At 71.8% G+C, this 6,073-nt stretch carries 5 protein-coding genes; 1 reads left to right on the top strand and 4 read right to left on the bottom strand.

The genetic code is table 11. The features are described 5' to 3' along the window. Positions 1–51: 51 nt before the first annotated feature. From O4U47_RS14145 to O4U47_RS14135, 3 genes are all read right to left on the bottom strand, one after another. Entirely contained in the window at positions 52–1,635 is a 1,584-nt protein-coding gene (locus O4U47_RS14145) for an RDD family protein (protein ID WP_270678307.1), read from the bottom strand. A gap of 8 nt (positions 1,636–1,643) precedes the next feature. Beyond that, the gene (locus tag O4U47_RS14140; RefSeq protein ID WP_270678306.1) at positions 1,644–3,002 is read right to left on the bottom strand and encodes an ATP-binding protein; all 1,359 of its coding nucleotides are present in this window, start codon (positions 3,000–3,002) and stop codon (positions 1,644–1,646) included. A gap of 76 nt (positions 3,003–3,078) precedes the next feature. Further along, the gene (locus O4U47_RS14135) at positions 3,079–4,071 is read right to left on the bottom strand and encodes a phosphatidylinositol-specific phospholipase C (RefSeq protein ID WP_270678305.1); all 993 of its coding nucleotides are present in this window, start codon (positions 4,069–4,071) and stop codon (positions 3,079–3,081) included. 137 nt (positions 4,072–4,208) lie between these two features. On the opposite strand from O4U47_RS14135, the gene O4U47_RS14130 reads away from it, so the two are divergent. After that, complete coding sequence (locus O4U47_RS14130) at positions 4,209–4,874, top strand: RDD family protein (protein WP_270678304.1); 666 nt, start codon at positions 4,209–4,211, stop codon at positions 4,872–4,874. A 93-nt stretch (positions 4,875–4,967) separates the two neighbouring features. On the opposite strand, the gene O4U47_RS14125 is transcribed toward O4U47_RS14130, so the two are convergent. Beyond that, positions 4,968–6,023, bottom strand: coding sequence for an iron-siderophore ABC transporter substrate-binding protein (locus tag O4U47_RS14125; protein ID WP_270678303.1), 1,056 nt, complete (start codon positions 6,021–6,023; stop codon positions 4,968–4,970). Positions 6,024–6,073: the final 50 nt, after the last annotated feature.

The raw sequence follows: 6,073 nt of genomic DNA, 5'->3' as shown, positions 1-6,073 counted from the left end.
CTCATCCGCCTACGCGCTCGCCCCGACCGCACATGATCTAAAAAACACGCCCTAGGCCTGGACGACCCACGTCCCGGTCAAGTGGTCCCTCGCGGTCCGCAGGTAGGGGCGGTCGCGCAGCATGAGCACCGCGTCGGCCAGGAACAGGAACGGTGCGACCATGAAGACGACCATCAGCCCCGCGCGCACCGCGGCCGCCTTCCGCGACGGCGGCCCGGCCGTCTCCGGGTCGACGACCCTGATGCCCATCCTGCGCTTGCCGACCGTCTGCCCCGTGCGGGCCGTCGGCAGCCAGAGGTAGGCCAGCGGCGCCGCCAGGACGCCGAGGACGACCAGCGCCGAACCGATGTACAGCGTGACCGCCCCCGGCGGGATCGGGGTCAGCCTCACCGCGATCACCAGGCAGAACACCAGGCCGAGGTAGGTGAGCAGGCAGGTCAGCCCGATGACGAGGGCGTCGATCACCAGGGCCGCGAACCGCCGTTCGGGCGCTGCCGGGTGCGGCGCCTCGTCGGGCCGCCCCCAGGAGGGTCCGGACCGCTCCCAGGGGTCGCGCAGGTCGAACGCGTCCCGGTCCACGACGCGCACCAGCACGGCGTTGGCGACGAGGGCCCCGACGAACAGCACGATGGGCAGGCCGATCCAGGACGGCGGCAGCCAGCCGATCGCGGCTGCGGACAGCGGAACGAGCGCGAACGCCACCGCCCATGGGCGGCCCGCGCGGCGCTGCAGAAGGGAACGCCGGATCTCCTTGGGGATCCGGACCAGGTAGGCGAAGGCGGCCGCCGCGGCAACAGTGGTCACGCCCGCGACCGCCATGCGGAGCCAGAAGAGGCCCGAATCACCTTCGCCCGACGGCGTCTGCATGACGGGGATCGCGACGTTCATGGCCACGATGGCCGCCGCCACCGACCCCAGCACGATTACCCGGGTCGTCCGGCGGCATATGCCGTAAGCGGAGTGCAGGATGCTCTTGTCCCCCGGTGCGAGGGCGAGCACGGCACGCAGGTACCGCAACGACGCCATCCTGCGGCGCCGCTTGGCCTCGATGGCGGCGAGGTTGCGCAAGGCGTGCACGTACTCGGGGTTCAGCCGCAGCGCCTCCCGGAAGTGCGACACCGCCTCCTTGTCGCTGCCGAGCCAGCGCAGCACGACACCGACCTGCCCCTGCACCCAGTGGTCCTCGGGCTGGAGCTCGACGGCGCGCTGCACGGCCGCGCGCGCTTGCGCGGGGAATGTGTGGGCCCCTGGGAAGCGCTTGCGCACGCAGTCCGCGAGGGACATCGCGACGATGATGTGCCCGCGGACGGAGTCGGGGTCCAGCCGGAGGATGGCCTCCCCCGACCTGTAGGCGTCGTGCGCACGCCCCAGGCCGATGATGGCGAAGGCCATGATGGCGTAGGCGTCGGCGCTCTCGCCGTTCAGGGCGATCGCCTTGCGGGAGGCCTCGATGGCCTTCTCGTCCTGGTCGAGGCGTTCGTGCGCCACCGCCTTCAGCCTCCACAGGCGCCCCGACTCGGGCTGGGAGGTGAGCGCACGCTCGATGAGGGGGAGCGCCTCCGCGGGCTTCCCCCCGTCCAGGCGGAGGGCGGCCTGGTGGGCCAGGTCGTCGACACCGGTTCCGGAGCCGGGCATGGCCGCCGTCACCGCCAGGAGCGGTGGCGGCGGATGAAGTCGGCGAGTTCGTCGTAGGCGCCGTCGGCCGACCCGAACTCCACCATGTTCCGCGCGGTCTCCATCCACGGGCCTGTGGACGGGCGGAGCTCGCCGAGCGCCGCGCGGAAGTCGTCCATGCCGATGGGCCGCACGGCGCCGGTGCGGGCGGACTCCAGCAACGCGCGCTCGGCCGCGCTCTCCACCAGGTAGGTGATGTCGGCGCCGGAGAACCCGTCGGTGTGCTTGGCGATCTTCGCGGCGTCGATCCCCGCGGACGGGCGGTCCTTCAGCTCCATTCCGACGATCGCCGCGCGCGCCTTCTCGTCCGGCGGCGGCACGAAGAGCATGCGGTCCAGGCGGCCGGGCCGCTTGAGGGCGCTGTCGATGTCCCACGGGTGGTTGGTCGCCGCGAGGAAGAAGACGCCTTCGTTGTCCTCCTCGACCGAGTCCAGTTCCGTCAGGAGCTGCGTGACGACGGGGCGCAGCCACGCGGCCATGTTGCCGCGCCGCCCGCCCATGGCGTCGAGCTCGTCCATGAACACGACGCACGGGCTGTACTGGCGCGCCTGGCGGAAGAGGGCCTGGACGTTGCGCGAGCTCTTGCCGTCGAGGATGTCGGCGACCGACACGTACAGGAAGCGCGCGCCCATCTCGCCCGCGATGGCGCGGGCGATGTAGGTCTTGCCGCACCCCGGGGGCCCATAGAGGAGCAGGCCGCCGCGGAGGCTCTTGGAGAAGGCCTTGCGCAGTTCCTCGTTGCGCATCGGCATCAGGAAGGCGGCGTTGATGCGCTCCTTGACCTTCTCCATCCCCGCGACATCGGCGAGGGTGGTGTTCTCCCGCTCGGTGGGGAAGTCGTCGTCGGCCAACGGGTCGGGAAGCCCGGGGTCCCCGGTGAGGGGCGGCAGGGCGGCGCCAGGGGGCGTGGCGTCGCCGCCGCGCGCGCCTTCCTCGGGCGTGAGCGTGGCCGTTCCCCCGCCTTCGGAGAATCCGAAGCCGTTGCCCCCGGCCGGTTCGGGCCGGTAGTCGGCCGGCGGGCCGTCCTGGGGCATGCCCGGGGGTGCGCTCTCCGGCGCGGCGCCCTGCGGAGGCTGTGCCGACTGCGCGGGCTGTGCAGGCTGCGGGGCGGGCGCGGCCGGTGTGCCCAGGGCCTTGGACATCAGCTCCTTGGCCTTCTCCGAGGCCGGGTCCTGCTGGAGCGCGGTCGCGATGTGCGGGATGGCGGCGGCGCCGTCTCCGCCGTCGAGCAGCAGCTCCGCCAGGTGCAGGCGCAGGACGGGATCCGCGGGCGACCTCTCCACCACTGCGGTGATGCTGGCGATGAGCTGCTCGCGCGAAGACTCCACGGGGTGACCTCTCGGGGGCGGGGGGCGGTCGGGCCGCAGGAAGTCTACCGGCGGGGAACCACCCGGATTCGGAGGGTCACGCCCCCTGTGCCACGGTCCGCCCGTTGTGTGCCACGACCGCGTCGATCAGCGCCTGGCCAGGGAAGTCCATCATCACCACCCCCGTACGCGGAAGCGTCCCCTCCGCCGCGCTGTCCTGCAGGTACGGCCGCGCGTAGTCGTTGACGCCGTCGAATCCGAGGCCACCTGTGGCCACCTCCCTCGGATTGGCCCACGGGGCTCCGGACCCGCTCAGGTGGTTGATGAAGAGCGTCCCAGACGGCCCGGCCGCGGTCTTCTCGAAATGGCCGCGCGCCTTCCCCCACTTCTCGGGGATGTCGAAGAGCGTGGGCACCCGGTAGTCGTCCTGGATGTCGGTGTTCGGGCCGCCCCAGCGGATTCCGTATTCCTTGGAGGCGTCGAAGTCCTGCAGGATGACGATCTTGCCGCGCACTTCCCCCAGGGCGGGAACGCGCTCTCCCCCTGAAGGGCGCCACAGGTGCTCGGCGAGGAGCGGGGCGGTATCCGGGTCGGACCCGATGTAGTGGTCGAGCGTCTCCTCGTAGGTACGGGTGTTCTCCTCCTCGGTGTGCTCCTTCTTCAGCCGCATGAACACGGTCTCGGTGGGGTGCTCGCGCAGGAAGGCCGCCGTGTCGGTCACCACGTCGGTGAAGTTCAGGTGAAGGTACTCGGCGCCGTGGTGGATCGGGAACGCGTCGCGGAAGTGACGGGTGCGGACGTCGAGCGCGCGCACGCCCGATTCCAGCTGCGTGCTCAGGTCCATGTCCTGGGTGCGGCTCCACGCCGAGCCGGTCCATGCGCCCGTGTCGTGTGTTCCGGGTACCGAAAGGGAGGCGAGGGACGCGTCGTCGGGCAGGGCCGCCATCCACTCCGACGACGCGGCCGCGGCGGCGGTCCCGCCCCCGGGCGCGCTCGACGCGTCGGCGGACGCTGCAGCGGGCGGGGCGAGGAGGGCGGTGATGACGGAGGCGGACAGTAGGGTCGTCAGACCCGTGCGCGTGAACGGCATTGGGGGTGCCCTTCGAGGCCCGATGTCGGAAGATGAGCACGGAGAGCGTGCCATGGACGCGTGAGGACCGTAAGGCCCAAATGCGACAATGGTGAAGCACCCCCATCCCATGACGCCGAAAGAGAGCGACCCCGCTCATGGATCCTTCTTCGCAGCCCCCTTACGGCCAGCAGCCCGGCTATGGGCAACAGGGGTACGGCCACCAGGGCTATGACCAGCAATACCAGCAGGCGTACGGGCAGCAGCAGTACCAGCAGGGCTACGGGCAGCAGGGGTACGCCCAGCAGGGCGGCTACTACCAGCAGCAAGGCAACCCGTACGGGCAGCAGGAGATGCTGCCGCCCGGGACGGTGGCGGCCGACAAGGGGCGGCGCTTCGCGGCGGCCCTGCTCGACGGCCTGTTCATGGGACTCATCAGCCTCGGGATCATGCTCGTCCTGATGGGCGGCCCCGCGCTGCTGCTGGGCCTCACGGCCTCGTCCTCCCCGACCGGCGAGCCCGCCGCCTGGACGGCCGTCGTCATGATGATCGGGATGCTCGCCGGCTACGCCCTGCTGTTCGCGCTGCCGTTCCTCTACAAGGGCCGGGCCGAGGCCAAGCGCGGCTCCACCCCCGGCAAGCGGATCATGAAGATGCGCGTCATCGACCTGAACACGCTCGGCAACCCCCGCATGGGCGCGAGCATGCTGCGCACCCTCATCTACTACCTGCTGGGCTGGATCAGCTGCCTGTGGATCCTCTTCGACCCCCGCCAGCAGGCGCTGCACGACAAGGCCGCCACCACGGCGGTCATCGACGCCTGATCCCCGGCGGTCCCGCCGGACGGCCGGAGACGGGCCCACACACCCCTGGCGTGTGGGCCCGTCTCCGCCTCCCGCCCGCTCCGGGGCGGCCGGTCACAGCGTGACGCCGCCGCCCTCCAGCGCCTCGGCCAGCATCGGCGCGATCTTCTCGACCGCGTACGGCAGGCTGAGCGCCGTGCTCCAGGTGAGCGCGCCGGAGACCTCCTCGCCGTCGACGATGACCGCGCGGCCGTCCTTGTTGACGTCCAGGGACGTGTACACGCCCATGTCCGCGAGCTCCTCGCGCATCTCCGGGTTCCATCCGGCGTTCCACACCAGCAGTTCCCGGTCCAGCAGGTCGAAGTCCTCCGCCGAGACGTCCACGACGTCCTTGTCCCCGGCCTTCTCCGCCAAGTCCTCCGGCATCACGAACCCCAGGGACTCCAGGAGGCGCATACGCGGATCGGTTCGGGAGCGCACGACGAACCCGTCGTCGAGCCGCTCGGCGAGCACGACCTCCGTGCCCTCGAATTCCGGGTACTCCTCGCGCGTTTCCGCGAACGACCGGTCGACGTCCTCCACCAGGGCGGCGGCCTCGTCCTCCTTCCCCAGCGCCCGGCCGATGGACAGGGTCATCTCCTCCCACGGCGCGCCCCAGTCGGGGTGGTCGGGGTGCTGGGCCACGGTCGGGGCGACCGCCGACAGCGCCTCGTAGTCCTCCTCGGTGATGCCGGAGTACAGGCCGAGGACGAGGTCCGGTTCCAGGGCCGCCACCCGCTCGACGTCGGGCCGGTCGCCCTCGGGGCGCGGCATCACCTCGGGCTCGGCGCCGCCGAGCGCCTCCTGCGCCCACGGCCAGGCGGCGTGGTCGTAGTCCCCGTACCAGTCGGTGACGCCGACGAGGGCGCCCGCCTCGCCCAGGGCGAGCACCGCGTCGTGGTCGCTGAGGCCCACGGTGACGATCCGCTTGGGCGGGGCGGGGACCTCGGTCGATCCGTACTTGTGCTCGACCGTGATCGGGAAGCCGCTTCCGGCCGGGGCCTGCGCGGTGTCCGGCCGTCCCGTGCCCGAGCCGCAGGCGGTGGCGGCGGCCGCCGCCCCGAGGGCCCCGCCGGCCAGCAGGACGGTCCGGCGGCCCGGCGCCGGGCGGGCGGTGCGGTCAGTGGGCATGGGGGACCTCCGGTCGTGAAGTTCGGCAAGCCTTGCCTAAATTAGCAACG

Source organism: Nocardiopsis suaedae (assembly GCF_027706745.1).
Lineage (GTDB): Bacteria > Actinomycetota > Actinomycetes > Streptosporangiales > Streptosporangiaceae > Nocardiopsis_A > Nocardiopsis_A suaedae.
This window is presented reverse-complemented; position numbering and strand designations above follow the sequence as displayed.